The sequence below is a fragment of the Alkalihalobacillus trypoxylicola genome, from assembly GCF_001590785.1.
In the GTDB taxonomy this organism is placed as follows: domain Bacteria; phylum Bacillota; class Bacilli; order Bacillales; family Bacillaceae_D; genus Alkalihalobacillus; species Alkalihalobacillus trypoxylicola.
The window spans coordinates 130,167-156,120 of record NZ_LTAO01000038.1 but is presented as its reverse complement, the minus strand read 5'-3'; the positions used below and the strand labels follow the sequence as shown (position 1 = coordinate 156,120).

Sequence of the window (25,954 nt, the reverse complement as noted above, 5' to 3'; positions counted from 1 at the left end):
TTGAAATCCACCGGCTTGCCGGCTCGTTCAACGACCTTCTATGGGAAGCGTGCCCCCATCCAGGAAGCGGAAGCAAAAAACGAAATCTTGACAAACAAAAAGCCTATCGTAAGCCTCACTTTGTGACACTTTGCCGACAGACTGTTTGACCTCAACCTTTTACATGTATTTATAGCTTCATTAGCATTTTACAAACCACATCATGAGATTGTTTACTAGCTAGCTTTGTAAAATCCGCAAAGCTTAAGGAGGCTTCTCCATTGGCCTTATCTGATATTGAGCGAATAATAACAAAAGGAACTTGATTTAAATAGGCCACCTGAGCAAGTGCAGCTCCTTCCATCTCAACACAAACTCCACCGAACTCTTCCCTTAGGGTTAAAACCTTTTCACGATTCGCCACAAATTGATCTCCACTTAAAATTCGGCCTTTCACAACATCGGCAACCACTAATTCTAACGCGGCTTCTGTCGCAACTTCAACAAGCTTTGAATTCGCTGTAAAATCTGAAGAATGCTCAAACATTGGGATCTCTCCCTTTTGAAAACCTAAAGGACTTCCATCTATATCATGATGCATAGCACTAGTAGAGATGACAATATCTCCAACATCTAATTCCTCCAGCAGTCCCCCTGCAACTCCTGTAAAGATTAAAGAAGTAACTTGAAAATAATCAATTAGAATTTGTGTAGTAAGTGCTGCATTCACTTTTCCTACCCCAGATTTACATAAGACAATAGGTTTTCCGAGAAGAGTGCCCTCATAGAACTTAATATCTGCTTTTATCACTTCTTTTTCGATTTGCATGTCTAGCTTCATCTGCTCAATTTCTTCGTTCATTGCTCCGACTATTCCTATTTTCATTTCTAACACCTCACAGCATCCTAATCCATTTTGCTAAGTTAAGTTTAACTTTTTTTTTCAATTGTTAAAAGGGAAATGAAGGATATTAATGAATCTTACCTTCTGATACTATCATTTTAAATACAAAAAAAGTGATAGTAAGGTGCGCCCCCTACATCACTTTTTTTAACTTCATTCACGTTAAAAGGTTTCTTGTTCATCATAGGTCGGATCAGATATGACGATCACAACTCGTCGATTCAATTGCATATTTTCATTAGAGTCATTAGGTACAACTGGCCTTGTATCGCCAAAACCAGTAGCCATAAACCTTTGCGGATCTACATCAAATTGTTCAATTAAATAACGGATGACACTGCTTGCTCTAGCCCCAGATAATTCCCAATTCGAAGGATAACGAACCGTTGAAATAGGACGGTTATCTGTATGTCCTTCAACCTTTACAAGATTCGGAATAGCTTCAATAAGGGTACCTACCTTTTCTAAAAAAGGTTCCGCCTCCTGTAATAGTTCAGCTTCACCAGACTCAAAGGTCATTCTTTCCTGTAAGACTAAAACAACTCCACGGTCATCCCTTGTTGCAGAAATAAATTCATTTAATTGATTTCTTTCAATAAACTCCTGTACTTCTCGTAATAGTTCATCCATTTCCATGGTGTCCCCATCTGCAGAAGTTTCATCATAATCCGATTGATTATTTTCAGCATCATCAGCCGGATTCTCATTTTCAATTAACGATGGCATAAAATCAAAAACCTGCCGTTGATTAAAGGATTCTACTAATGCATTGAACTTTTGAGCATCCACAACTGACATTGAAAATAATAAGATAAAAAAGACAAGGATCAGTGTCATCAAATCTGAAAAGGTAACCATCCATTTAGGTGCACCTTTATCAACTTGTTGACGCCTACGCTTCAACATCTTGATCACCGCTTACCGTCTTTGATTTATTCTGACTGCGATGAAAAGCACTAAGCTTTTCTTCTAATATTTTAGGGTTTTGACCCGATTGAACTCCGATAACACCCTCAATAATAATTTGCTTCATAAATACTTCTTCTTCGGTTTTATTCGCAAGCTTTGAGGACATTGGAATAAAAACAAGGTTAGCCAAAACAACCCCATACAGTGTGGTGATCATCGCTAAAGACATACTAGGTCCAAGCGTCTCTGGAGACTCCATATTTTGTAGCATTAAGACAAGTGCTATTAATGTCCCAGACATTCCCCATGCAGGTGCATATTCACCCGCTTTTTCAAAAACCGAGCGCGCTTTATTATGTCGATCTTCCATTGCTACTACTTCAGCCATCATTATATCCTTGATTACATCTGGTTCAATTCCATCTACAGCGAGCAGGATCCCTTTACGTATAAATGGGTCCTCTACCTCATCAAGACTTGCCTCTAATGCTAAAAGGCCTTCTCTCCTAGCCTTACTAGAAAGATCTACGAAGGTTTGGGTTAAGTCACCAATATTTTGATCTTTTGTATTAAACACTTCCATAAACATTTTTGGCACTTTTAAAAGCTCTTTAAATGAGAAATTCACAATAAGTGCTGCTAAAACACCACCGATAACGATAAAAACGGAAGCTACATCAAAAAAATACCCTAACCCAGTCGGTCCAGATATAGCGAAAACAGCCACAAGGAGGACCGTTATCCCTAAAAATAATCCTATTGGAGTCATTAAATCGAACTTTTTCATATTCCACTCCCTGATTGAATTAATCTCCAAAATCTATTGTTTTGTTGATTGCCTAAATTCAATGCGGTGTGGTAATACAACAATATGATTATCAAGCTCTTCTTTATTCATGTACTTTGTCAATAAACGCATTGATACAGCACCAATATCATACATTGGCTGAACAACCGTTGTTAAAGTCGGCCGGACCATCGTTGCTAAGCGTGTATTATCAAATCCAATGACTTCAAAGTCATCTGGAATGCTGTATCCACGGTCTTGCGCTCCATGAATAATACCTAATGCCATTTCATCTGTTGCTGCAAAAATAGCAGTTGGCTTGTCCGCAAGATTTACAAACTTCTCCATTGCTTCAATTCCTGAATCGTACGTGTAGTCACCAATCACAATTAATTCATCATGGAACTCAAGGTTCGAATCCTCTAAAGCAGCACGATAGCCAGCAAATTTTTGATAGCCGTTAACTGGATCATCTAACGAGCCAGATAACATCCCTATTCTAGAATGTCCCTTTTCGGTTAGAGACTTAATCGCATCATATACAGCCTGCTTATAGTCAATATTAACCGAAGGAACTTCTTTGTCAGTATCTAGTGTTGCTGCAAGTACAACTGGAACTGGAGAACGTTTGAATTGCTCAACATGTTCCTCCGTAATTTGACTTCCCATAAAGACGATACCATCTACTTGCTTCTCTAAAAGAGTATTAATTAGATGTATTTCTTTATCTTTATTTTGGTCTGAATTACACAGTATAATATTGTACTTATACATAGTGGCAATATCTTCGATTCCTCTGGCAAGCTCTGCAAAGAATATACTTGAGATATCCGGAATGATGACACCAACAGTAGTTGTTTTCTTACTCGCTAATCCACGCGCTACTGCATTTGGACGATAACCGAGTCGTTCAATAGCTTCTAAAACTTTCTTTCTAGTTGTTGGCTTTACATTTGGATTTCCATTTACTACACGTGATACAGTAGCCATTGAAACTCCTGCTTCTCTTGCTACATCATATATTGTTGTATTCACTGTCATCCTCCTCTTATTTTAAACGTATCATTATTCAATATGTAATGTAATCATACGATACAATTTGGAGGTCCGCAATGTCTTTACACTACTTATATCGACAACTTTCGTATAATTTTCAACACAATTTTTACGAATGACCTAATTCCCAAATTAGTCCTATTATACCCCTTTAGGATAAAAATTATTTGATATCGTATTTTCATACACTTTCTCTACTTTAAGATAATGTCTAATTCTAAATAAATCAATCTTTAAGAATAAAGTTCGCCATTTTTTTACATTCATTCCCTTTCAAAAGTTAAAAAGAAAGAAGATAGCCCTTATTATTATAATAAGAGCTAACCTTAAATCCTAACCATGAAACTGTATGATTATCTAACGAGATTTTTCACACGCATTAAATTTATTTCATTACCTTTCCCTTGTATAACCCTGAGCTTTGTAATTCATCAATAAATGAATTAAATTGCTCAATATTCATTTGCTGTGCAGAATCTGATAAAGCAACCGCTGGATCAGGATGTACCTCAGCCATTACCGCATCTGCTCCAATAGCAAGCGCTGCTTTTGCTGTTGGAAGTAATAAATCTCTTCGTCCTGTTGAGTGAGTCACGTCAACTAAAACAGGAAGATGAGTTTCTTGTTTTAAAATCGGAACAGCCGAAATATCTAATGTGTTGCGAGTAGCTTTTTCGTACGTACGAATACCTCGTTCACATAACATAATTTGGTCATTTCCTTTTGAGATAATATACTCAGCAGCATGAATAAATTCTTCAATAGTCGCTGCTAATCCTCTCTTAAGTAAAACTGGCTTTTTAACAGAGCCTGCTGCTTTAAGCAGCTCAAAGTTTTGCATATTACGAGCACCAATTTGGATAACATCAATGTATTCCACCGCAAGCTCTACATCTGCAGGGTTGACAATCTCACTAATAACGGCCATATCTAATTCATCCGCTACACGCTTTAAAATTTTTAAGCCTTCTAGGCCAAGTCCCTGAAAGTCATATGGAGAAGTACGTGGCTTGAATGCTCCACCTCTTAGTAAACGCAGCCCTCTTTCTTTCATTGCTTTTGCCACAGTATAAACTTGTTCATAGCTTTCAACTGCACAAGGACCCATTACTAAATTTTGAGTGCCAGCCCCAATTTTTTCCCCTTTTACATCTACAATTGTATTTTCAGGGTGTTTTTTTCTTGAAACAAGAAGAGCTTTACTATTATCTTCTTCTTGAAGCTCTAAACTTGCTTTAAAAATTTGTTTGAAAATATGTTGAAGAGTTGAAGTCTCGAAAGGACCTTCATTATGTTCGGCGATATGATCAAGCATACTTCTCTCACGAACGGGGTCGAATCGATTTACACCTTGTTTGCCTTTAATTTTGCCTATTTCTTGCACAACCTCTGCACGTTTGTTAATCAATTCAAGGAGCTTGATATTGACCTCATCTAATTCCGTTCTTAAAACTTCTATTTTATCATTACTCATTTCTCTCCACTCCTCTTTACTTCTTGTTAATTACGGTAATTATAAATGATTTAGTACTCATTGTCACTATTTTTTTCTTTATTAATTAAACGCTTTTAAGTAATAAAGTATTTACGGCTATTATAACAGACTTTTTCTGCCTTTTTTTAAAGATATCTTGCAGATGATTATTTTCTTTAGTATTCACCTTCTCATAATAATAACTCCTTTATAATGAAGAAGGTAGTGAAAACGAATATAGCAACGTTTAATTTATTAGTTAGTACTTACTTATTTGATTATCTTCTAGTAAAATAGAAGCTAGACTAAGTAACGATTTTTTACATTATAATTGTAAGAAGCAATTTATAGATAGAAGGTGAATAGCTTTCATGGATTTATCAAACGAAAATACATTGTTTGCACTTGATATAGGAACACGATCAGTTGTCGGTCTTCTTTTAAAACCAAAAGGAGAAAAATTCGAGCTATTAGATATGGAAATTGTGGAACATGAGGAACGCTCCATGTTGGATGGACAAATTCATGATGTTCCTTCTGTAGCTCATGTGATTAATAAAGTGAAAAATTCTCTAGAATTAAAACATGGTCCTTTAAAGAAAGTTTGTGTTGCAGCGGCCGGGCGTTCTTTAAAAACAAAAAGAGCCGCTTATGAAACGACTATTACTGGAAAGCCGGTTTTAACTCATGATGATGTTTTACACCTAGAATTAAGTGCGGTTCAGCAAGCGCAATTTGAGCTCGCTCAAAATGATGAATCTCAATCCTCTCTTCATTACTTTTGTGTAGGCTATTCCGTCCTTAATTATCAGCTAGACTCTGATATCATCGGAAGCCTGATTGACCAAAATGGTGAAAAAGCGACGGTAGAGGTCATTGCAACTTTTTTACCTAAAGTTGTTGTAGAATCATTATTAGCAGCTCTTAATCGAGCTGATTTAGAGTTAGAAGCACTAACTTTAGAGCCTATCGCAGCCATTAATGTATTAATCCCTCCTTCAATGAGAAGGTTAAATGTGGCATTAGTAGATATTGGGGCTGGTACATCTGATATTGCTTTAACAGCTGAAAATACGGTAGTTGCCTATGGAATGGTTCCTATCGCCGGTGATGAAATAACAGAAGCGATTAGCGACCATTTTTTATTGGACTTCCCTGAAGCCGAGAGAGTAAAGCGAGAAATACATGGAAATGAGCAAATCACATTTTTAGATATCTTAGGCTTTGAAGCTTCACATACAAAAGAAGAGATGATCGCACCCATTCGTGAACAAATTGTTCAACTGGCAAAAAAAATAGCTCATGAAATTATTATCCTTAACGGAAAACCACCTCAGGCTGTTATGCTTGTTGGTGGCGGAAGCTTAACTCCTGAATTAACGAAGCATCTAGCCCAAATATTAAAGCTCCCTGAAAACAGAGTAGCGATAAGAGGCGCAGACGCCATTCAAAAGCTAGAAAAATCTGAGGTACTTCCAGTTGGACCTGATTTAGTGACTCCAGTAGGAATTGCTATTGCTGCTAAAGAGAATCCAATTGAATATATGTCTATAACCGTTAATGAACAAAAAGTGCGTTTGTTTGATATAAAAAACTTAACTGTTGGTGATGCCTTATTAGCACGAGGCATTGAAATGGGCAAATTATACGGGAAGCCAGGTCTTGCGATTATGGTAACGATCTCTGGAAAATTAATTTCTGTTCCTGGCGAATTAGGAGAAGCCCCAACATTGTTAAAGAATGGCGAAGCCACAACACTTGATGCAAGGATTTATGCAAATGATGAGATTGTGGTGAAGCAAGGTAAAGATGGTAAACAAGCGTCTGTTACCATTTACGATTTATATGGAGACGAGCCAAATTTACCACTTATCATCAATGACGAAAAAATCGAAATATCAGCCAGCTTTACTCAAAACGGAGTAAAAGCTTCCAAACAACATACAGTAATGGATCGTGATGTGATTGACGTTTTATACCCAAAAAGTATTCAAGATGTTTTACAATCACTTCAAATTAATAGCAAATACTATGAACCTATTTCGGTTCAATATCAAAATAAAGATATAAAGCTTTTTCACTCTGATCAAATCATCGTCAAGAATGAAAAGCAAGCCTTTCTAGACGACCATATTCAAAAGCACGAACACCTTCAGTTTCAAACTTTAAAAAACAAGCCTACTTGTACTTTAGCAGACTTTGTGCAACAGCTAGAGCTTTCAATAGAAAAGAGTATTCAAATATTTTTTAATGACGAATTAATTACATTAAAAAAGAACATATATCGTTTCGAGAAAAATGGACAACCCCTATCATTATCAAGCCTGCTTACTGAAGGAGATCACATTTCAGTAAGCAAAAGTGAAGAAACATCCTTTATCCTACAGGATGTATTCGCTGTTCAAGAAATCAATATTCCTACTGGAGGTAGAGCCCATATTGAACTCACCAAAAATGGAGCCTCTACGGGATATGCGGATTCGATTATCGATGGTGACAAAATAGAACTACTCATCCATCAGGAAAGCTAGCTAATCAATATATAGAAAGCCCCATTAGAATGGATATTATCCTTTCTAACGGGGCTTTTTATTGTTTCTATTATTAATTACGGCTTTCTACTTCTTCTGATATTTTTGAATGGATATCATCCACTTCTTTTTTAACGGTATTAGAGATTTCTTCCTTTGCTTGGTCCACTTCATTTGTTAATTCAGAAGCTAAATCAGATGCATCCTCCTTAACACTCTGTGCTTGACCTTTTACATTAGAAGCAACCTCTTTTACTTTATCTACCACTTGAGAAGACTGTTCAGAAACGGTCTTAGCAATATTATTAGATTTCTCTTTTGCATAATGAGCGAAGTTATTTCCTTTCTCATATGCTGTTGCTGTTAACTGTTCTGTTTTTTCCTTTGCAGCTTGGGCCTGCTCAGATATATCATGTCTTAATTCTTTACCTGATTTAGGGGCTAGTAAAAGTGCTGTGGACGCTCCTACAATACCTCCGATTAATGTACCTATAAGAAAATCTTTTGTGTTCATTTCTGCCATGATTATTTCCTCCTTAATTAATTTCCGAGTTTTCTGCTTTTTTCCTTGCCTTTAATTTCTCATAAAAATCGAGTGCAACTTGACCCCATTGAACAACTTGAGCTATTTGCTCAGATTGCTGATTCGTTTTAGCAGTAATCGTGTTAGAGACATGTTGAATCGATTGATTCACCTGCTGAAATGACTGACCTAAATCTTTTACGGAAGAGAAAACAGGATTCAAAGATTCTGATTTTTTTTGTATATCATCTGCTAGAGCATTTGTTCGATGAAGCAATTGTTCAGTTTCTTTTGTTATCCCATTAATTTGCTTCTCTAAGCTTTCCATCGTACTGGCAACATGTGTAAGTGTTTTATTTGCTGACTTTAATGTGCGAACGAGATAAATGACCAAAATAGCAAAAGCAACGGCAACTATTAGGGCACTTATGTATAGTAGTACATCCAAGTCTCCACCTCCCCTTTAGTTATTGTCATTCCCTTTTTAATTAAAAATAAACTCTCAATAAGAACTATTCTCTTTTGATTGAGAAAATCCTGCATAGGTACCATATTACGTGAAAAAAAGAGAAGAAACAACCGACACCCTTTAAAAACATACAGTGATTTCCTTAATATATCCTATTTTGACATTCTTAACACCTATAAAATAATGTCCTATTACGCTCACACCAAAATAAAAAGGCCGCTTATTTTAGCGACCTTTTTGGACTTGCATTATACACCTTTTTCATAAGCCTGCTGATACTTTTGTATATCACCAGCACCCATAAATAATAAAATACTATCTTTGTAATGACTTAATTCATGAACATCGCTTTCGACCAAGGTTTTCGAACCAGGAATTCTGCTTTTTAAATCATCAATTGTAAGCTGTCCCTGATCCTCTCTAGCTGAACCGAATATATCACATAGATAAACATAATGAGCATGAGATAATGACTCAGCAAACTCATTTAAGAACGTTTTCGTTCTCGTAAATGTATGTGGCTGAAAAATAGCGACAATATTTTTATCTGGATATTTATTTTTTGCTGCTTTTATGGTAGCTGCAATTTCAGTTGGATGATGGGCATAGTCATCAATTAACACTTGTGTATCGAATTTTTTCTCACTAAATCTTCTTTTTACACCTTCAAATGTCTTTAAATGCTGTGCTACTGTTTCAGCCGGAATGTTCTCGTAATGACATAAGGCCAATACAGCTAATGCATTTAATACATTATGGTCACCAAAACCAGGTGTCAAAAAAGTACCGTACAAACTGTTTCTAACATAAACGTCGAAACTAATACCTTCGTTTGTTCTTTCTAAATTTCGTGCTTGAAAATCGTTATCCGGATTAAATCCATAATAAACAACCGGTACATTTGCATGAATTCCTTGTAAATGCTCATCATCGCCACATGCCACAATCGCTTTATTCACTTGCATAGCCATTTCTTGGAATGCAGAAAAAACATCATCCACATCTTTAAAATAATCTGGATGATCAAAGTCAACATTGGTCATAATACAATAATCTGGTTGATAATTTAAAAAATGTCTGCGGTATTCACACGCTTCAAATGCAAAGTAAGTAGAATCCTCTTCTCCTTTTCCAGTACCATCACCAATTAAATAGGAGGTAGGAAAAGCAGAGCCTAATACATGCGACAGCAAGCCTGTTGTTGAAGTTTTTCCATGTGAGCCTGTTACAGCAATACTCGTGAATCTTTGAATAAATTCACCTAAAAATTTTGGATATGGATGTACTTCAATATCTAACTTTTTTGCCTGTTGTATTTCGGGGTGCTCCTCTCCATAGGCAGCAGAAGCTATAACAGTTTGATTATTATTAATATTATTCGGGTCAAAAGTTAAAAGCGGGATTCCTTTTTTTTCAAGTGGAATCTGAGTAAAAAAACGTTTTTCAACATCAGATCCTTGTACTTGTTCATTCATATCATCTAAAATCTGTGCTAATGCACTCATTCCAGATCCTTTTATTCCAATAAAATGATAGGTATTCATAGTTGGACCTCCAAAATTCTAATCATTTCAAAATTGTCCAATCAATAAAGTACTAATTGGTAGCCCTATGTAAGCCGTCGGTTTATTATATCAAAATCTATCTCATTCTCAAGACCTGTTTTAAAGAGAATTTTATAAATGAATGATATGCTTTCTAACATTATGCCGTAGAAAGGCTATTTTTAATCGTATGATTGGCGTCATAAAGCTTTTGTTTTCAATTTTTAGTTTATATACACTTTAACTCAGTAAAGACACCTCTTAGATATTACCTCATTATATACATAAGATTCCATTTTTGTGCTCATCGCTAAACTAGTTAAAGCAGTGGTAAAAAGCATTCAATATCCAGCCTTTAAAAGCAGCAGAACAAAGAAAATACCTTCTAGCTCATATCAAAAATTCCTTCTAGCTGCGATTCATCAATGAGGACATGACGAGGTTTACTCCCCATCGCTTCCGAAATGATTCCCTTTGATTCTAGCATATCAATTAATCGTGCGGCTCGATTATAACCGACTCTATACCTTCTTTGAATACTAGAAGCAGATGCTGAGCCTTGTTCAATAACAAAATAGCATACCTCTTCAAATAATTCATCTTCATGTTCAAATTGCTGCTGTTCTTTTTCTAATTGACCGATTTCAAGAAGATATTCTGGTTTTCGTTGTTTTTTTGAGAATGCCAATACATCTTCTATTTCTTCATCTGATACAAAAGTACCTTGTACACGAATCGGTTTAGGAGTTCCATTTTCCTGAAATAGCATGTCACCTTTACCTAAAAGTCTTTCAGCGCCTGCCATGTCTAAAATCGTTCTTGAGTCCGTTTGTGAAGAAACAGAGAACGCTATTCTCGTTGGAATATTTGCTTTAATTAAGCCTGTGATGACATCAACCGAAGGTCTTTGTGTAGCTAATAGCAAGTGAATTCCACAGGCTCTTGCTTTTTGTGCAATTCGGCAAATAGCATCTTCTACCTCCTGAGGAGATACCATCATAAGATCTGCCAGCTCATCTATCACCACTAATATATAAGGCATAGCCGGCTTACTTTTTCCTTCTGAGTATATATCATTATAACGACCAATATCACGAACACCCTTTTCACTAAATAGTTCGTAACGTCTTTCCATTTCAGAAACAACCCATTTTAATGCAACCGTCGCTTGTTTAGCGTCTGTTATCACAGGTGTTACAAGGTGAGCTAAACCATTGTATGGAGCTAATTCAACCATTTTAGGATCTATAAGCAGTAGCTTCACTTCATCTGGACTAGCTTTATAGATCGTACTGATTAACATAGAATTTATACATACACTCTTTCCTGATCCTGTTGCACCAGCGACTAATCCATGAGGCATTTTCTTTAAATCGGTAACAATTGGTTGACCTGAAATATCTAACCCTAGTGCAACGGTTAAAGGAGATGATGCATGGATAAATTCGCCTCTTCTTAAAATTTCCCTTAAGAAAACTGGCTTTGAATTACGATTAGGTACCTCAATTCCAATTGTATTTTTCCCTGGAATCGGGGCCTCGATTCGAATATCCTTCGCTGCAAGAGCAAGCTTAATGTCATCAGTTAAGCTTGTTACCTTTGTTACTTTAACTCCTCGTGCCGGTTGTATTTCAAATCGTGTAACAGATGGGCCTTTTGTCATATGAACCACTTTTGCATCTACATTGAAGCTTAAAAGCGTTTCTTCTAAAATCTCAGCCTGCTCATTCATCCAATCGGTATCCTGCTCCTCTGCCACCACTGGATTATGTAAGAGCTGAATAGCTGGCTTATGATTCGTCTCTTTAACAGCAGTTTGGCTTACTTGCTGAACTTTAGCTTCTTTTGATTTTTGGTTCATTACTTTTTTTCGATCCTGAGGAAGCATCATCACATTAAATGGAATAGGCCTTTTAGTATGAGTTTCGGAAGTTTTCTCTCTGCTCTGAACTCCCGCAGCTACTTTTGGTTCAGAATTGGAATGAGCTTCAGCATGTTCAGCTGATTCTGTTTCCATGCTTTGTTGCTTGGGAGAAAGTGTCAGCGATTCCTCTTTCTCTTCTTCAAGGACTGACTCTTGCTTCAGATTCATTTCATCTTCATTAACCAAATGCAATGAATCTTCCTTCTCTTCAATGCCCAACTCATGTTGATTCCACTCAAATGATGGGAGCGTTTTTTCATTTTCATTTTCAAATTCCTGAAACGTTTTTTCCGAATTATCCATTTCAGTTGTTTTAAGATTTTCTAGGCTATCCTCTAAAGAAAAATCATCGAGCGTCTCTCTGTTTATTTCATTAATCTCCTCACCATTAAGCTGCTCTCGATTCATTTGTGGTTCATTTCTTCTTTGGAAAGCCGGCTTTTCCAAATCGCCTGGAAGGTTACGGTCAGTATCCTCATTAGATAAATGTTCGGAAGAAGTCAATTTTTGCTCTTTTGAAACAACCGGTTTCTGAAATCCATGAACCGGAGAAGGAATTTGGGTTAGCTTAAAATGTGGATTATTAAACTTTTCCTTCTGATTAGCTGAAGGTACACGATTTCTTTTATTTCGAACCCTCTGCTCATTTTTATTCATTTCATAGACTACTTTTGTGTTTTTCTGTTCTTGTTGTTTACTTTGATCTTCATTAGCTTTCACCTTAGTAGATTGATGCTTAACCGCCCACTTTTCTTCTTGTTTTACTCTTCCATCTCTTTTTTTCTGGCTAGCAGGCCGAGAATCATCCATCACTGGAAAACGAAACTTTGCGGGTTTCGAATATTGATAGGTGACTTTTGATGTTATAGAGCGATCCGTTGAATGTGGAGGTAATTCCTTAGGCTTTGTAAGAGTTGAACGATAATGGAGATCATTTGTTTGTTTATTTACACTAGAGTCTGACTGTCCAAAAAAATAATCTTGTAGTTTTTTTAGCCAATCTTGGAATTTAGCCATATCATTCACTCACTTTCTAATATCTTTGGCCAAGAAATCTGGAATTGAGTAGAAAAAACCACTAGCTATCTAGTGGTTCTTAATTGTCGCTCAGTTCCAATGTCTTCTACTTTTAATGATTCTTTTCCTATTTTATACTTCTATATAGAAGTAGCTTATGCTTTAAATGGTGAACCAACGATATAATTTTCATCTAAAACAAGAATACCTTTTTCCTGAGGAGCATTTGGTAGTCCTAGCTCGCTTGCTGAGCAAATCATTCCAGATGAATCCACTCCACGAAGTTTCGCTTCTTTAATCTTTAGTCCACTTGGCATCACTGCGCCCACACAAGCTACTACCACTCTTTGTCCGCTGTCAACATTCGGCGCTCCACAAACAATTTGAAGAGTGCTTGAACCGATATTCACTTGGCACACGCTTAATTTATCCGCATTTGGGTGTTTTTCTTTTTCCTCGACAAAACCTACAACAAATAGATTTTGTTCTTCAAAGGAAAACCCTTCAAGCTCTTGATTGTTCTTTTCAAAAGCATTTACAATTGTCGCTCTGATAGGCTCATCAAGTTCAAGTGCACCGTTACCGGTAAATGGACCATAAGAGCTTGCCGAAAAAATATTATAACCGACCGTTTCTTTCGTTTTTTTATCAAAAATTCTAACAATATCTCCATTTTTCTCAAAAGCTCGATTTTCAAAACTTGTATCCTTTATGTAAAGAAGAAGTGTGTCTCCTACCCCTTCTTGATTATAAAAAACATTCATTCGCTTAACTCCTTTTCATTATTCCTATACTGTAAGAAGGACATCATTATTGTAACATATTACTCCTTTGGAGGAGATGGTTTTTTAGGTTTCTTTTGCGCTAATATAAAAGTTGGCTCTAATTCCCCTTCTTCATACAAAAACGGCAATGCTGTAATCGGTATTCGTCCCTCACCAAAAAATTGCAGAGCCATTTGAGCTAAGACATCATACCCCGTATCATTTTTTATATCCGCAAAAATAAGAACGTCTTGATGAGGGATCGTTAAAGCAAGCTTTCCACTTACCTTTTTATTCATCTTCTCCAACAATGATTGATCTAAAATACGGCTGGCATCATATCCATCCTTCGCTCTCAAAAAATAGAAGGTATTTCCTGCCACTATATCTTCTTTCATTGGCTGTTTCAAAGAACGAATATTAAATAAAGCTATTTCTTTCACTTCATCTGCTGATAAGCTCGTTTCAGCTAATGCCTCCTCATCAATCAATGTATATGAATCCTCAAAATCAAGCGCATAAAAAATCCGTGTTTCGGCTGTATGCTCCTCATATATTAAAGATTTTCCTTCCTTAGTTTCCGTTGGAAAAGAAGTAGCTCTTATAACTGGAAATATCCTTTTCTCATTTCCAATTAAATCAACCTTCTGATTCATACTATTTAATCCAACAACCACATATCTTACAACTTCATCAATAGAATCAAATTCTCCTCTTTCCCATTTTGCTAACAATGGTTTAAGTGAGAGTGTCACACCCTTTTTTGATTGTTTATCTTCAATCCTTAAAGTAGATTCTTTAAAATTATAGTGAATATTGCGCTCATCACTTGATAGCTTCGACTCTATTTTCTTCCGAAACTCTCTCATTTCCATGCTATGGTCACTCCCTTTTAATCTTTATTTAGTTTAACATGATTACTAAGGCAACTCCAATTTACACTCTTCTAGAATAAACTCACTGTTAAACCATAGAGTAGGCACAGAATCTAGTCAAATTTCGGCATACTTTTTCTAAAAAAATAGCGAGTAAAATCATTTAAGAAATGACCTTACCCACTAATCTTCATCTATTAGAAAATGCTCGTTCAATCCTATATTCCACTTTTATCCATTATGAACCATAAAAGATAGCGCTAGAATTGTGTGACATACTTAAATACTCTTTGCTTCTGCAGAAGTTAAAAAGGCCTCAATTTCCTCTTGAGTTTTTCTATCCTTACTAACAAAACGATCGACTTCTTCTCCACCTGAGTATACTAAAAAGCTTGGAATTCCGAAGATATCAAGCTCTACGCAAACATCAATCAATTGATCACGGTCTACATAATAAAACGAAAATCCTGGGAAATCTGCCTCGATACGAGGTAAAAAGGGCTCTATAACTCGACAATCTGGGCACCAATCAGCGGAAAATAAGAAGACCGCTGTTTCCTTTTCGGCTATTTCCTTGAACTGCTCTACACTCTGTACTTTTTCCATTTAAAATACCTCCATCATGAATTAATTTTCATATCATTACTATTAATTTTCCCTATTTTTCTTAGCCATTCTGATAGTATCAGACTTATTAGTGCAGGTGCAACAAATAAAACGACTATCACCATAAATAAAACCTCTAAAGTCATACCCATTTCTGAAAACACCATAATCGGACCGACCAATCCACTTGTTCCCATTCCGGCTCCAGCAGCATTACTTATTAGTCCAAAACCTAAAACAGCTATAGGAGCAATAATGGCTCCAGCAACTGTTGGAGGAATCCATATAAAAGGGTTTTTTATTATATTCGGCATTTGAAGCATAGAAGTTCCTAACCCTAAAGAAATTAGACCTGAAAAACGATTCTCTCGATAACTACTTACCGCAAAGCCGACCATTTGCGCGGCACAGCCTACGGTTGCTGCTCCAGCAGCTAAACCTTCAAGTTCAAGCATAATAGCCAAGGCTGCACTTGAAATGGGTGCTGTTAAGACAAGACCCATCAGAGTTGCCACAATGATACTCATTAAAAAAGGCTGTTGCTCGGTAGCCCAAATAATAAATTGTCCTAAATACTGCATGCCTTTTTGAATCCAAGGTCCGACAAAACTCGCCATTAGAAACCCGGAAATAATCGTGATTAAAGGAGTCATTACAATGTCTAGCTTCGTTTCACCTGAAATCAATTTGCCAACCTCTGTTGAAATAAGAGCTGCTACGAAACTTCCAGCAGGGCCCCCTAATACAGCACCTGCGGTTCCAGTAACAACAGCTGAAAATAGTACGAGCCTTGGTGCCTTTAAGCTATAAGCTACCGCTACACCAATTGCAGCTCCCATTAAGCTCATTGATAAGGTTCCAACCTCTATTAAAAATTCAAATATTCTTAAATCTCCAAAGAAATGGTTGAATTGTTCTCCTAACGTTTTCATAATTAAACCGATAATTAAAGAAGCAAATAATCCTAGTGCCATATAACTCATTGCTTCTATAAAATAAGTTTTTGCCGATAGATGAACTCCCTTTTTCTTTAAAAATCCTCTCACAGCGCATCCCCCTTCTGCTAATGTCCCCATAGATGTTAACAGGTTTTCTCTCTTTTCTATCACTCTCCAATATAATCGATTTCTTCCTTTAAATGAAGAAAAAGTTCATGAAACCGATCTTTTATTGTTTAAGAGTCCTACTTATAGTGGTTTGTGTCCATATCCTTCTAGCACTAGGTTTTTCTAGATCCATTCGTTCCATTCGCTTATCTCTTCTTTTTCCTTTATAATTTCAAATGAAGGATTATAAGAGGAGGGATTAAGTGATGAAACTAATGGTTTATTTAGCAGGTGAGATACATTCTGATTGGCGAGAAGAAATCAAGAACCAAGCAAAAGAATTAGAGCTCCCATTATTATTTAAAGGTCCAATGGAAAATCATGAGCGCTCTGATCATATTGGTGAGGAAATTTTAGGAAGTCAGCCTAATGCGATTTTTAAAGATGAAGCTGCTTCTAGCATTAACAATTTACGAACTCAAATATGGTTAAATAAAGCAGATGTCGTCATTGCTTTATTTGGCGAGCAGTATAAACAATGGAATACAGCGATGGATGCTTCTGCTGCTATCTCTCTGGGAAAGCCTTTGATATTAATTCGACCAGAATCACTTCATCATGCCTTAAAAGAACTTTCCAACAAAGCGCAGATTGTCGTCGAAACACCCAAACAAGCTCTGCAGGCATTATCATATGTTTTTGAAGAAAATTAAAGTCAAATGTTAATGAAGTGGTCGGGATACCAACTTGATTTCATCCTATTATGAGATGTTCAAATCACTAAAAAAGCCGAAAGGGACAAACCCTTTTCGGCTTTTTTAATGCTTCCATTGTGAATGCTGAAACAAATATTGACCATAAAGTAATTCGGCAATATGTAAGAACATTTTCTTTCTAGAAATACGTCCTCCCGTTAAAATCCCTATTGCACCTTCTTTTTTTGATACGTCTATATCATTTGCATAGTCGCCCATCACTTCACCTAGCTCTAAGCCTCTTCTAAGCTGTTCTGCTAAGTCAAAGGGTAAAGCTATTTTTGCACCACTTGCTAGCCAAACCTGCTCATCCTCAGTTACTAATGCTCCCCAATTACATAACATAAGTCCGCCATCCGTCTCTGTCACTCCACCTTCAAGTCCAAAAGCTAGCTGAGCTTTTGTCTGATGAAGCGCTGCTTTTGCTCGATTAACAGCACCTTCTGCGGTTTCCTCATCACTAAATGGCTGGGCACTTACTCCTGATTCTACCTCTACACTCTCAATGATGACCTTATCTTTTATAAATAGTTCTTGAATAGCATGTACCTTTGCTGGGTTTTTTGTTCCTATTGCCACCTTCAATGTTAGCACCTCTATTACTTATCTTTTTAGAATAGAATTAAGCATCGTATTGTCAGTCGTCTTCACTAATTTTACTAATAGCTCTTTTGCTGCTGCATAATCATCCACATGAATGATAGACGAAGCTGTATGAATATAACGAGAGCAAATTCCAATGACTGCAGAAGGAACTCCATCTCCGCTCATATGAACTCTACCCGCATCTGTTCCCCCATTAGAAATGAAATATTGATAAGGAATATTATGAGATTCTGCAGTGTCTAAAACAAAATCCTTCATACCTTGATGAGTAATCATTGTACGATCATAGATACGTAATAACGCCCCTTTACCTAAATGACCAAAAGCATCCTTTCCACCAGTCGCATCATTTGCTGGACTAGCGTCTAGAGCATAGAAAATATCTGGCTTAATCATATTGGCTGCCGTTTGGGCACCTCTTAAACCAACCTCTTCTTGAACTGTAGCTCCAGAATATAAAATGTTTGGAAGTGATTCACCTTTTAGCTCTTTTAAAAGCTCAATGGCAAGTCCTACTCCATAACGATTATCCCAAGCTTTAGCCAATATCTTTTTGTCGTTTGCCATTGGGGTAAATGGACAAATCGGTACAATTTGTTGGCCAGGTTTAATCCCTATCTTTACAGCATCTTCTTTATCATCCGCACCTATATCAATATACATATTTTTAATAGGCATTGGCTTTGAGCGTTGCGCTTCTTCTAGCAGATGAGGAGGAACGGAGCCAATTACTCCAATAACAGGTCCTGAATCGGTCATAATTTGAACTCTTTGAGCAAGCAGAACCTGACTCCACCAGCCTCCTAAAGTTTGGAACTGAATTAATCCTTTCTCATTAATGGATGTCACCATAAATCCAACTTCATCCATATGTCCTGCTACCATAACCGTTGGACCAGATTCATCTCCTCTTTTCACTCCAAAAATACTTCCTAATTTGTCTTGGACGACTTCGTCAGTATATTTCGAAAGCTCTCCTTTAACAAACTGTCTCACTTGATGCTCAAATCCTGGGGCACCTTGCAATTCTGTTAATGTTTTAAATAAATGTTTCGTTTCTTGATTCATTGTTTAGCTCCTTTCAAGAATACATGCTGTTAAATGTTCAATCGTTATTATCTTATCTGAAAAAATCAATTTTTACCACTCATCCTATCCTCAATAATTGTTAGGCGCTTATTTTTTAGGTATAATTAAGAAAGCAAAAGCAATATATTTATTGGAATCGTACCATTATGTCTTAAGAAACTGTTCAAAATGAAAGGAAGGTTTTCTTATGAGTATAAAACGTTTTATTGCAGGATTTGGACTGGGTATTGTCGTTGGTTATGCTTTAAAAGAATCTTTAAACTACACAAATGTTTCACCCGAAAAAGCTTTAAAAAATGTAAAAAGAGAAGCAAGTAAGCATCATCAAATCACAGGTTCTTGGATACATATGAAGCCAGAAATTCTTAATCAGAATCAATTAAGTTATCAAGTATATATTGGAGGATTGACGACCAAAACGGAAAAAGGAATAGAACAGTTCGATTTTGTAGTCGATAGCAAAACGGGCACCATTATTGAAATGTCTAAAGCAAACGAATAATAGAAAAAGGGACGAACAAGCTTATAGCTTGTCTGTCCCTTTTTTATCGTTTTGGAAAACCGCCTCACAACGGTAAATTCTCATATTTTTAGCTTTAAATTTTTCTTCATACTCAGTCATAATATTTCCTTCTATGTCACTATTGTGGAGATCAAGACTAATTTGATTTAATGTCATACCGTATTTAGAAAAGCTGTGTAACGAATATTCAAACAATCCTTGATTATCCGTTTTGAAATGTATTTCTCCATCACTTTTTAATACCTTCTCATATCTTTCTAAGAAATCATGGAAGGTTAATCTTCTTTTCTCATGACGATTTTTTGGCCAAGGATCTGTAAAATTGATAAACAAGCGAGATAGTTCATTTTCTTCAAAAAAGCTAAGTAAATCCTCTACATCACCATTTATAAATTTGACATTTTCAATTTCAGCTTCTCTCACTCTTTCCATAGCCGTTACTAATACACTTTCATATTTTTCTATACCGATGAAATTAATATTAGGGTGCACCTTGCCCATGCCCGTTAAAAATTGACCTTTACCTGTTCCAACCTCTACAAAAATTGGATGGTCATTCCCGAATAATTGTTGCCACTTTCCTAACCAATTTTCCGGCTCACTTATAACGATATGAGAATTACGCTCCATTTCTTCTCTCGCCCACGGTTTATGACGCAAACGCATCATCATCACCTCATTTTTTATCATTCAAACATGTATTATAGCTTTTAAATATCTATTTGTATAGATTGTTTCAATTAAATCTTGTGCGCATACTAAAATTAGAATAAGGACAATCTAAAAAAAAACATAGTTAAAGGAGTTTTTAGATGTCTTTAACGATACAACATAAAATGGGTCTACTAATGGATTTGTTACACCACCAATTAGAGGAACAGTTTTTAACCAACGATGAAAAACAACAATTAGAACGATTATTATCGACATTAAGTAATGAACCTCTTTTAAATGAGCACGCAAAGCTACTCCTTCAAGATATGTATGAACAACAATTCAATCAAACAGAATCCTTTACTAATCAACAAATACAGAGCTGGATCGAATTCATTGAAGAAGAATCATTCTCTTAATAACAAATATTTCCCCGGAAATGACAGTATTCTACACGTTTTTCAAGCTGTTGATTACTATTTATAATATTTGAATCAATTTCATCATACATATCTTATAATGAAAACCGAACGATTTGGTTTTTGATTTTCACTTTAGGTAGATGCTTTCCCAAGGGCTTGTCTTCTGCTAACTCTGACTACGCAGAGCTTCGTCAGAGTGGATCTTCAGACTGCGCTTTTCCTTTGGGAGTCACTACCTACCGTTTCAATCAAGAAGTAAATTAAAAACGTTTAAAACATATTATATAAGAAACGTTCGGTTTTATTCGTTTATAAAGCAATGATGAAATTGACTCATATACATTGAGAATAAAAAAAGGGAATGGAACCATACTCATGAAAGATTATTCGCTCACATGTTGGGTGCCTGGTTGTTCGCTGCGTACGTCTTTCATAGGAAATCTTATGGTTCAAAAAAACCCTCCTTTTTCACAGTAAGGAGGGTTTATGGTTCGTTCTTGATGATTGCATTCAATAATACTCATTTCAATTTTAAAAATGATAAACCAAATCTAATAAATCATTTTTTAACTGATTTGCTTGTGTAAATTCTTTACGTCCTACATGCCAAATAACGGACGCTATCGTTTGTGATACCACGTACCAATGCATTCGTTCCTGTAAGGAATCACCAAGTTCAAGACCATATTGCTCTAACCAACTGGACCAATTTTCTTTTTCTATGTATGAATATAGAATTAAGCCTAAATCTAAGGCTGGATCAGCAACAATGGCTCCGTCCCAATCAATTAAGAATAATTGTTCTTCCTCTGTTAAAATCCAATTGTTATGATTAATATCAGCATGACATACTGCATAATGGTCTGATTTAATATCATCTAGTCTTTCATCTAGAAAGTCCATCCCTTTTTTTATAGGGTCATCATCAATATTAAACAATTGAAGCTGAAGTCGTAAATTCTCAAGAATCACTTTAGGAGTAAGAGGTTCATTTCCAATTCGTTTAAACATATCTAATAATTCATAGGATCCATGAATTTTTGACATCAATTTAGCAACTCTAATTTGATTCATTTCTTTTGACTTCAATTCTCTTCCTTCTACCCAGCGCTGTGCTGTAACAACATCCCCGTTTTCTAAGCGTTTAGTCCAAAGAAGCTTTGGTACGATTCCTTCAGCAGAAAGAACCGCTAAAAAAGGCGATGAATTGCGCTTCAAAAAAACCTTTTGGTCACCTTGCTGGGCTATATACGCTTCTCCAGTTATCCCACCAGCCGGTTTTACTTTCCAGCCGTCACCTAAGAACATTTCCAACCAATTCACCCTCATTTTCATCTTCTTTCTGACTCACTCTATTTTACCATATCTTATATATCGTCATTTTAGAAATATATTCTAAAATAGAGAATTTCTACGTAATAGACACAACGGAGCAGAGCTATAGCTTATGCTCTGCCCAAATTTCCTTATGCTCGGATACAGACCATTGTAGAGATAGGCTGTACAATGATCTCTTCTTCTTTTAATGTATATAATGGTATCAGAGATGCAGTTAACTCGTCAACGAGAACCTGCCAATTTCCAAAATTAATCGCTAACTTCTCCACCTTATCCTTTGCGTTATGAATAACCATAATATCATTCCACGGCCCAAATTCATGGACTCCTTCTAATATATAGGCAACACAACCATTTCCACATTCCAGCCATCTTAAATGTTTTGTAATCAACTGATAGGAAGATAGGTGAAAGGCTTGATGATGCTTTCTGATCGAAATAATCCCACTTATAAAATCAACATTATCTTGATAGGTTTCTCTTCTTTCCCAATCAAATTGATTGACTAAATCTCCTGAATTATATGAATTGGCATCTCCATATTTAGTTCGAAAAAATTCCTGTCCTCCATGTAGAAATGGGATACCCTGTGCTAATAAAATTATAGCTGTAGCTAAACGATGCTGCTTGTATCTAATATCATCATTTGATGGAGTACTTAAAGTTAACTTATCCCATAGTGTATGGTTATCGTGCGCTTCAATATAATGAATAGCCTGAGAAGGTTGAGAAAATAAAGACGGGCTTCCACTAATTCCATCCTTTAATTTCTCCATTTCTATATTAATTCCATGAACAAAGCCCTGCTCTTTAAATTGAAAGGTGCTTCCTTTTATTAAATCTCGAAATTGATCATCAAAAAAACCAATAGATGTTATTATTTTGGCAGAATGCAAGGTCGTTCTCTTACTCGTTGGATAAGCAGTTGGTAAGTCCCAGCCTTCTCCTAATAAAACGACATCCTTTTTTATTTCCTGACAGGTTGCAACAACTTGATGCATGGTGTCTAAATCAATAATTCCCATAAGGTCAAAACGAAAGCCATCTACATCAAACTCTTTTAGCCAGTACTTGACACAATCAATTACTAATTTTCTAACCATTAATCGTTCTGTTGCTAAATCATTTCCTACCCCTGTTCCATTACTTATTTGTCCGTTAGAATGAGCTCTGAAATAATAGCCAGGCACTATTTTTTCTAGATCCGATTGCTCGCGAATGTAAACGTGATTAAAAACGACATCTAGAATAACCTTCATATTCTGTTCGTGTAATTGGGCAATCATCTCCTTCAGTTCTTTTACTCGTTGATAGCTATCATAAGGATTACTACTATAGCTCCCTTCTAGAGCAAAAAAATAAATCGGATCATATCCCCAATTGTATTGCTCTTTCCAATTCGTTTCGTCAACACTACCAAAATCATGAAGAGGTAATATCTCTATATGGCTTACTTGTAATTTTTTCAAATAATCAATACCAGTAACATAGCCATTTACTGAATGGGTTCCTTTTTCACTAAAACCTAAATATTGACCTTTTGCCTTAATCCCGTTATTTCGTCCAATTGTAAAATCTCGTATGTGCAATTCATAAATGATGACCTCATTCATAGATGAAGGTTGGCAAGCTACTGGCCATGTTTTCGGATTCACTTTTGCAGGGTTTCCAATCATACCCTTTTTACCATTAACGGTCATTAACTTCGCATAAGGATCATTTACCTTTACCCATTTTGAATGGATAAAAAATTCAAATTGGTAAAAAACCTTATCATAATCTCCTTCTAACCTTTGCCTCCATACACCTCTTTCCGTTCTAATTAAGGGGATTATTGAAGTTGGCTCTAGATTCCACCTTTCAGAAAGCAAAATTCTACCCTTTGTAGCTAATGGTGACCAAATCGCTACCTTGGTGAGCTGATTAGAATAATCAATGCCCAAATCGTCACCTGAATAATAATAAAGCTCGTCAAACCTGGCACTTCTTACTAAATCTCTATCTATATCGACCACTACCTGCTCTTCATCAACGGAAACATAATAATCATCTCCCAAAAGATATTCTTCCTCTAACTCAAGCAACAGTTCATTAGAAGCAGCATTTTGAATATTGATCACAAATTTCTTTCGAGCTCCATTTGTTAAACGAACGCTATTGAATGAAATCTTATCCTGATGGAAGGTAAGTAATATTTTTTTAAAATCAATCAGTTTTGCTTTCTTGAGCTTTTTCGTAATAGACATTTTAATAAGCCTCCTTACCTAAGAAAAAACGTGTAATGAATGACCATTATCGAATCTTTAAAAGATTATGATGATATATCATCATATGAAAGCGAATGAGTATTAGCTTCTAAAATTAAGACTTTGCAAATTCACTTTATTCCATTAAAATGGAGAAAGTCTGAGAATTATTCGTTACAATTCATATAAATGACACTGAAGGAATTGGAGGAAGATTATGTTAACAGATATGCCTAAAAATCGCGCACGATTACTTGTTTCCTGTCAAGACCGGGCCGGAATTGTATCCGCCGTTTCTACTTTTTTGTTCCAATATGACGGAAACATCGTTCAATCGGATCAATACTCGACAGACCCTGAAGGGGGAATGTTTTTTATGAGAATTGAATTTGATATAAATTTAGAGAAAACCAGTTTTCTGGCATTAAAAAAAGCTTTTCAAGAAATCGCAAGCCCTTTAAATTTAGAATGGAGTATGACCTTAGCTCACCAAAAGAAAAGAATGGCTATTTTTGTGTCAAAGGAAGATCATTGTTTAATGGAATTATTATGGAAATGGAAATCTGGGGAGTTATATGTAGATATTCCATTAGTGATTAGTAATCATTCTGATCATCAAAAATCGGTTGAGGCTTATGGTATCCCATTTTACCATATTCCGGTTACGAAACAAACTAAAATAGAGGCTGAGCAAGAGGCTATCGATCTTTTGAAACAAAATCAAATAGATTTTATTGTATTAGCTCGTTATATGCAAATCCTGTCCCCTCTGTTTGTTCAAACATTTCCTTATCAGATTATCAATATTCACCATTCATTTTTACCAGCATTTATTGGAGCCAATCCATATGCAAAGGCATTTGAAAGAGGTGTTAAGTTAATAGGTGCAACAGCCCATTATGTTACGAATGATTTAGACGAAGGACCGATTATTGAACAGGATGTCCTTAGGGTTAATCATAAATATACTTCATCGGATTTACGTATTGCGGGTAGACATATAGAAAGAATTGCTTTATCAAGAGCCGTACAATGGCATACTAGTGACCAGATTATTGTTCATCAAAATAAAACCGTCATTTTTTCTTAATCAAACACAGGTGAATCCAATTCATCATTCATATCTTATAGTGAAAACGGAACGATTTTTGATTTCCACTTTAGGTAAATGCTTTCCCAAGGACTTGTACTCAGCTAACTCCGACTACGCAGGGCTCTTCGCCAGAGTGGATCTTCAAACGGCGCTCTTCCTTTGGGAGTCACTACCTACCGTTACCATCATCGATTGAATTTACAAACTTTCAAAACATATGTTTTTGTTTTATTACAGTAGAAGAACTCACACACTTCTCTCCAAGCTTCGCACTCTTTAATGAAGGATTAAGATTCTGATGATCTATCCATGTAAATCTATAGATAGCTTAACTCTTTAATGAGAAAAAGGTGAAATGGAGTCGACTCCATTTCACCTTTTTCATAATAAAAATCTAATTCAATACCTTTATGAGGAAACCTCATGTAAACTTTGAAGCTCAGAATTAATATACGCCACTTCATCTTGGCTCATGTTTGGCTCTAAGTACACCAAGTGACAGCCATCATTTACTTCTGGTAATAAATGCGCTCCATTTTTTTTAATCCATAAATGTAAGGCCTCTTGTAAACCTTGCTTTGCCTCTTTCACATTATCACCAAAGCTAACACAGCCATCCAATTCATTAATCTCAAACATTATTTCTGTCTCCCCACACCAGTTAGGGACACGTCTTACTGTCCAAGAGAAAAAATCAGGCTGGTACACTTCAATCGGTTTTGAATTATCGAACATGCAGGACCTCCTAAACACTTTCAAAATCATCTTTATAAAATAGAGGCACCTATTTGAATTCCTCACCTCTATGCTAAGCTAAGCA

General features: G+C 36.0%; 24 protein-coding genes. 5 read left to right on the top strand and 19 right to left on the bottom strand.

The window, feature by feature from the left end; all coding sequences use genetic code 11:
* Window positions 1-169: 169 nt before the first annotated feature.
* The 5 genes from AZF04_RS19070 to AZF04_RS19050 all read right to left on the bottom strand — a co-directional run bounded on the left by AZF04_RS19070 (window position 170) and on the right by AZF04_RS19050 (window position 5,109).
* Window positions 170-865, bottom strand: coding sequence for a 5'-methylthioadenosine/adenosylhomocysteine nucleosidase (locus AZF04_RS19070; RefSeq protein ID WP_061950159.1), 696 nt, complete (start codon window positions 863-865; stop codon window positions 170-172).
* Between the two features lie 180 nt (window positions 866-1,045).
* Window positions 1,046-1,786 carry a flagellar motor protein MotS gene (motS, locus tag AZF04_RS19065; protein WP_412459227.1) on the bottom strand — a complete coding sequence of 247 codons (741 nt, stop codon included), beginning with the start codon at window positions 1,784-1,786 and terminating at the stop codon, window positions 1,046-1,048.
* Window positions 1,776-2,579, bottom strand: a complete 804-nt coding sequence (motP, locus tag AZF04_RS19060) for a flagellar motor protein MotP (protein ID WP_045481010.1) — start codon at window positions 2,577-2,579, stop codon at window positions 1,776-1,778. The genes motS and motP overlap by 11 nt, the downstream gene beginning before the upstream one ends.
* Before the next feature lie 33 nt (window positions 2,580-2,612).
* On the bottom strand, window positions 2,613-3,614 hold the full coding sequence (ccpA, locus tag AZF04_RS19055) for a catabolite control protein A (protein ID WP_045481009.1): 1,002 nt from the start codon (window positions 3,612-3,614) through the stop codon (window positions 2,613-2,615).
* Window positions 3,615-4,020: 406 nt separating this feature from the next.
* Window positions 4,021-5,109 (bottom strand): bifunctional 3-deoxy-7-phosphoheptulonate synthase/chorismate mutase, encoded by a 1,089-nt coding sequence (locus AZF04_RS19050; RefSeq protein WP_061950139.1) that lies wholly within the window; start codon window positions 5,107-5,109, stop codon window positions 4,021-4,023.
* A gap of 371 nt (window positions 5,110-5,480) precedes the next feature.
* Between AZF04_RS19050 and AZF04_RS19045 the strand changes: the two genes are divergently transcribed.
* Complete coding sequence (locus tag AZF04_RS19045) at window positions 5,481-7,640, top strand: cell division protein FtsA (RefSeq protein ID WP_061950138.1); 2,160 nt, start codon at window positions 5,481-5,483, stop codon at window positions 7,638-7,640.
* A 73-nt stretch (window positions 7,641-7,713) separates the two neighbouring features.
* On the opposite strand, the gene AZF04_RS19040 is transcribed toward AZF04_RS19045, so the two are convergent.
* The 8 genes from AZF04_RS19040 to AZF04_RS19005 form a co-directional block, all read right to left on the bottom strand.
* Window positions 7,714-8,163 (bottom strand): YtxH domain-containing protein, encoded by a 450-nt coding sequence (locus AZF04_RS19040; protein ID WP_061950137.1) that lies wholly within the window; start codon window positions 8,161-8,163, stop codon window positions 7,714-7,716.
* A 13-nt stretch (window positions 8,164-8,176) separates the two neighbouring features.
* Window positions 8,177-8,611, bottom strand: coding sequence for a DUF948 domain-containing protein (locus AZF04_RS19035; protein WP_045481001.1), 435 nt, complete (start codon window positions 8,609-8,611; stop codon window positions 8,177-8,179).
* A 269-nt stretch (window positions 8,612-8,880) separates the two neighbouring features.
* Window positions 8,881-10,176 (bottom strand): UDP-N-acetylmuramate--L-alanine ligase, encoded by a 1,296-nt coding sequence (murC, locus tag AZF04_RS19030; protein ID WP_061950136.1) that lies wholly within the window; start codon window positions 10,174-10,176, stop codon window positions 8,881-8,883.
* Between the two features lie 385 nt (window positions 10,177-10,561).
* Window positions 10,562-13,117 (bottom strand): DNA translocase FtsK, encoded by a 2,556-nt coding sequence (locus tag AZF04_RS19025; RefSeq protein ID WP_061950135.1) that lies wholly within the window; start codon window positions 13,115-13,117, stop codon window positions 10,562-10,564.
* Between the two features lie 155 nt (window positions 13,118-13,272).
* The gene (gene ytpR, locus AZF04_RS19020; protein ID WP_061950134.1) at window positions 13,273-13,881 is read right to left on the bottom strand and encodes a YtpR family tRNA-binding protein; all 609 of its coding nucleotides are present in this window, start codon (window positions 13,879-13,881) and stop codon (window positions 13,273-13,275) included.
* A 59-nt stretch (window positions 13,882-13,940) separates the two neighbouring features.
* Complete coding sequence (locus AZF04_RS19015; RefSeq protein ID WP_061950133.1) at window positions 13,941-14,756, bottom strand: DUF1444 domain-containing protein; 816 nt, start codon at window positions 14,754-14,756, stop codon at window positions 13,941-13,943.
* Between the two features lie 279 nt (window positions 14,757-15,035).
* Entirely contained in the window at window positions 15,036-15,362 is a 327-nt protein-coding gene (locus AZF04_RS19010) for a thioredoxin family protein (RefSeq protein ID WP_061950132.1), read from the bottom strand.
* A gap of 14 nt (window positions 15,363-15,376) precedes the next feature.
* Complete coding sequence (locus AZF04_RS19005; RefSeq protein ID WP_061950131.1) at window positions 15,377-16,408, bottom strand: PTS transporter subunit IIC; 1,032 nt, start codon at window positions 16,406-16,408, stop codon at window positions 15,377-15,379.
* 266 nt (window positions 16,409-16,674) lie between these two features.
* Between AZF04_RS19005 and AZF04_RS19000 the strand changes: the two genes are divergently transcribed.
* The gene (locus tag AZF04_RS19000; protein WP_061950130.1) at window positions 16,675-17,121 is read left to right on the top strand and encodes a YtoQ family protein; all 447 of its coding nucleotides are present in this window, start codon (window positions 16,675-16,677) and stop codon (window positions 17,119-17,121) included.
* Between the two features lie 105 nt (window positions 17,122-17,226).
* On the opposite strand, the gene AZF04_RS18995 is transcribed toward AZF04_RS19000, so the two are convergent.
* Both AZF04_RS18995 and AZF04_RS18990 read right to left on the bottom strand, forming a co-directional pair.
* Window positions 17,227-17,742: a DUF84 family protein gene (locus AZF04_RS18995; protein ID WP_321175620.1), complete on the bottom strand. Its 516-nt coding sequence runs from the start codon at window positions 17,740-17,742 to the stop codon at window positions 17,227-17,229.
* A gap of 24 nt (window positions 17,743-17,766) precedes the next feature.
* Window positions 17,767-18,837 (bottom strand): M42 family metallopeptidase, encoded by a 1,071-nt coding sequence (locus tag AZF04_RS18990; protein WP_061950129.1) that lies wholly within the window; start codon window positions 18,835-18,837, stop codon window positions 17,767-17,769.
* A 208-nt stretch (window positions 18,838-19,045) separates the two neighbouring features.
* On the opposite strand from AZF04_RS18990, the gene AZF04_RS18985 reads away from it, so the two are divergent.
* Window positions 19,046-19,360, top strand: a complete 315-nt coding sequence (locus AZF04_RS18985) for a PepSY domain-containing protein (RefSeq protein WP_061950128.1) — start codon at window positions 19,046-19,048, stop codon at window positions 19,358-19,360.
* A gap of 21 nt (window positions 19,361-19,381) precedes the next feature.
* On the opposite strand, the gene trmB is transcribed toward AZF04_RS18985, so the two are convergent.
* Window positions 19,382-20,047, bottom strand: coding sequence for a tRNA (guanosine(46)-N7)-methyltransferase TrmB (gene trmB, locus AZF04_RS18980; RefSeq protein WP_061950127.1), 666 nt, complete (start codon window positions 20,045-20,047; stop codon window positions 19,382-19,384).
* Window positions 20,048-20,193: 146 nt separating this feature from the next.
* Here trmB and AZF04_RS18975 point away from each other — a divergent pair, with 146 nt between their 5' ends.
* The gene (locus AZF04_RS18975; RefSeq protein WP_061950126.1) at window positions 20,194-20,454 is read left to right on the top strand and encodes a YtzH-like family protein; all 261 of its coding nucleotides are present in this window, start codon (window positions 20,194-20,196) and stop codon (window positions 20,452-20,454) included.
* Window positions 20,455-20,988: 534 nt separating this feature from the next.
* On the opposite strand, the gene AZF04_RS18970 is transcribed toward AZF04_RS18975, so the two are convergent.
* Window positions 20,989-21,780 carry a phosphotransferase gene (locus AZF04_RS18970; RefSeq protein ID WP_412459226.1) on the bottom strand — a complete coding sequence of 264 codons (792 nt, stop codon included), beginning with the start codon at window positions 21,778-21,780 and terminating at the stop codon, window positions 20,989-20,991.
* Between the two features lie 143 nt (window positions 21,781-21,923).
* On the bottom strand, window positions 21,924-24,041 hold the full coding sequence (gene pulA, locus AZF04_RS18965; protein ID WP_061950124.1) for a type I pullulanase: 2,118 nt from the start codon (window positions 24,039-24,041) through the stop codon (window positions 21,924-21,926).
* Between the two features lie 217 nt (window positions 24,042-24,258).
* Here pulA and purU point away from each other — a divergent pair, with 217 nt between their 5' ends.
* Window positions 24,259-25,131 (top strand): formyltetrahydrofolate deformylase, encoded by an 873-nt coding sequence (gene purU, locus AZF04_RS18960; protein WP_061950123.1) that lies wholly within the window; start codon window positions 24,259-24,261, stop codon window positions 25,129-25,131.
* A 411-nt stretch (window positions 25,132-25,542) separates the two neighbouring features.
* On the opposite strand, the gene AZF04_RS18955 is transcribed toward purU, so the two are convergent.
* On the bottom strand, window positions 25,543-25,869 hold the full coding sequence (locus AZF04_RS18955; protein ID WP_061950122.1) for a type II toxin-antitoxin system HicB family antitoxin: 327 nt from the start codon (window positions 25,867-25,869) through the stop codon (window positions 25,543-25,545).
* Between the last annotated feature and the right edge of the window lie 85 nt (window positions 25,870-25,954).

Coding starts and splice junctions, on each gene's coding strand:
- AZF04_RS19070 (WP_061950159.1), bottom strand. CDS start 865: ATGAAAATAGGAATAGTCGGAGCAATGAACGAAGAAATTGAGCAGATG.
- motP (WP_045481010.1), bottom strand. CDS start 2,579: ATGAAAAAGTTCGATTTAATGACTCCAATAGGATTATTTTTAGGGATA.
- AZF04_RS19050 (WP_061950139.1), bottom strand. CDS start 5,109: ATGAGTAATGATAAAATAGAAGTTTTAAGAACGGAATTAGATGAGGTC.
- AZF04_RS19045 (WP_061950138.1), top strand. CDS start 5,481: ATGGATTTATCAAACGAAAATACATTGTTTGCACTTGATATAGGAACA.
- AZF04_RS19040 (WP_061950137.1), bottom strand. CDS start 8,163: ATGGCAGAAATGAACACAAAAGATTTTCTTATAGGTACATTAATCGGA.
- murC (WP_061950136.1), bottom strand. CDS start 10,176: ATGAATACCTATCATTTTATTGGAATAAAAGGATCTGGAATGAGTGCA.
- AZF04_RS19025 (WP_061950135.1), bottom strand. CDS start 13,117: ATGGCTAAATTCCAAGATTGGCTAAAAAAACTACAAGATTATTTTTTT.
- ytpR (WP_061950134.1), bottom strand. CDS start 13,881: ATGAATGTTTTTTATAATCAAGAAGGGGTAGGAGACACACTTCTTCTT.
- AZF04_RS19015 (WP_061950133.1), bottom strand. CDS start 14,756: ATGGAAATGAGAGAGTTTCGGAAGAAAATAGAGTCGAAGCTATCAAGT.
- AZF04_RS19010 (WP_061950132.1), bottom strand. CDS start 15,362: ATGGAAAAAGTACAGAGTGTAGAGCAGTTCAAGGAAATAGCCGAAAAG.
- AZF04_RS19000 (WP_061950130.1), top strand. CDS start 16,675: ATGAAACTAATGGTTTATTTAGCAGGTGAGATACATTCTGATTGGCGA.
- AZF04_RS18990 (WP_061950129.1), bottom strand. CDS start 18,837: ATGAATCAAGAAACGAAACATTTATTTAAAACATTAACAGAATTGCAA.
- AZF04_RS18985 (WP_061950128.1), top strand. CDS start 19,046: ATGAGTATAAAACGTTTTATTGCAGGATTTGGACTGGGTATTGTCGTT.
- trmB (WP_061950127.1), bottom strand. CDS start 20,047: ATGCGTTTGCGTCATAAACCGTGGGCGAGAGAAGAAATGGAGCGTAAT.
- AZF04_RS18975 (WP_061950126.1), top strand. CDS start 20,194: ATGTCTTTAACGATACAACATAAAATGGGTCTACTAATGGATTTGTTA.
- pulA (WP_061950124.1), bottom strand. CDS start 24,041: ATGTCTATTACGAAAAAGCTCAAGAAAGCAAAACTGATTGATTTTAAA.
- purU (WP_061950123.1), top strand. CDS start 24,259: ATGTTAACAGATATGCCTAAAAATCGCGCACGATTACTTGTTTCCTGT.
- AZF04_RS18955 (WP_061950122.1), bottom strand. CDS start 25,869: ATGTTCGATAATTCAAAACCGATTGAAGTGTACCAGCCTGATTTTTTC.